This is a genomic window from Xanthomonas populi, from assembly GCF_002940065.1.
GTDB classification, from domain to species: Bacteria; Pseudomonadota; Gammaproteobacteria; order Xanthomonadales; family Xanthomonadaceae; genus Xanthomonas; species Xanthomonas populi.
In genome coordinates this window covers 1-1090 of sequence record NZ_MDEJ01000282.1, presented here as the reverse complement: position 1 = coordinate 1090, position 1090 = coordinate 1, and the positions used below count along the sequence as shown (strand labels likewise).

Sequence of the window (1090 nt, the reverse complement as noted above, 5' to 3'; positions counted from 1 at the left end):
GCCACCGGGCACCAGCGCGACAGCGCCGGGACCTTGTAGGTGGTGCCGGCGTGCTGGCGATCGCTCTTGCTGTGCGGCAGCCTGCACTAGGGTGACGCACGAACTAACGCGCAAGCGATGGCGATGGCGATGGCGATGGCGATGGCGATGGCGATGAGCAGGCTAATGATCGCCATTTTTTTAAGTTGACGATTGATATTAGCTAGCTTGCAAAACTCGACACCGTCGTCTGCTTCGTGCTTTGGAAGATAGGCTGGGATGTCGCGGAACTTGCCAGCAAGTGCATCTTGCATCGCTTTCTAACATCTCTCTCGCCAACCTGGCCGCATCCCGATCCGCGCGAAAATGCGGTGTTACGCCGATTTGGGGGAACCCCCGGAGCGGTTGTGGCCACTTGATCCGGGGGATGCACATCTAGTCTTCCAAGTCGCCGCAGCCTGCGGGGCAGTAATTGCGATCAATGCCGTGAGAGCAATCACCCGCGTCGTGGTCCCGCTCGATCTCGGCTGCGATCTCATCGGCCGTCAGGTACTCAAATTCCCTGCGCGCCAACGCGATTACCAGCTGTTGATGCTCGGCGGGCAACGTGGTCACATATTCATCAATGCGACCGCTCAAACGGCGCTGATACAGCTCATAAATCAGCCCGCACCCTTCGTTAGACTTGTCGGCCAAGGTAGCGATATGGGCGCGGCATTGCTCGGGGTTGAATTCGGTTGTCATGTTTGGCTCCTCAGCTTTCCGGATGTGGTGTGCAGTGTCTTGGCACACCTACATAATACCGATTTGCATGCTTGCATGCAAGCATGCATGGCTGTTTGCATGCAATTCTTTGTTCTACTCCTGCAACGTCCTGCGCCCGTTGTCGATCAGATTTCCCCGCACCGGGGTGTAGGGGCTACGCCCCTACGGGCAACGCCTCACTCGCGCAGTGAACAGGTCGGCGCCGGCAGCAATGATGATCCGCCAACACGTCCGCAAGATCCCACATCACTCCCTGCAGACCGCCTTTGCTTCTGCTCTGCAGCCTGGCCAGGCGCGCGCCATGCGCAGCTGCAGGCGCTGGTGCACTTCGTGGCCACCTTCAGGT

At 58.8% G+C, this 1090-nt stretch carries 2 protein-coding genes; both read right to left on the bottom strand.

Annotated elements, in window-relative coordinates; translation table 11 throughout:
* Nucleotides 1–86: 86 nt before the first annotated feature.
* Nucleotides 87–293 (bottom strand): hypothetical protein, encoded by a 207-nt coding sequence (locus XpopCFBP1817_RS20825; protein WP_128418491.1) that lies wholly within the window; start codon nt 291–293, stop codon nt 87–89.
* Nucleotides 294–414: 121 nt separating this feature from the next.
* Nucleotides 415–723, bottom strand: coding sequence for a CcgAII protein (locus XpopCFBP1817_RS20820; protein ID WP_128418490.1), 309 nt, complete (start codon nt 721–723; stop codon nt 415–417).
* Nucleotides 724–1090 lie beyond the last annotated feature (367 nt).

Excerpts from the sequence above, each read along its gene's own strand:
- XpopCFBP1817_RS20820 (WP_128418490.1), bottom strand. The coding sequence starts at position 723 with ATGACAACCGAATTCAACCCCGAGCAATGCCGCGCCCATATCGCTACC.
- XpopCFBP1817_RS20825 (WP_128418491.1), bottom strand. The coding sequence starts at position 293 with ATGCAAGATGCACTTGCTGGCAAGTTCCGCGACATCCCAGCCTATCTT.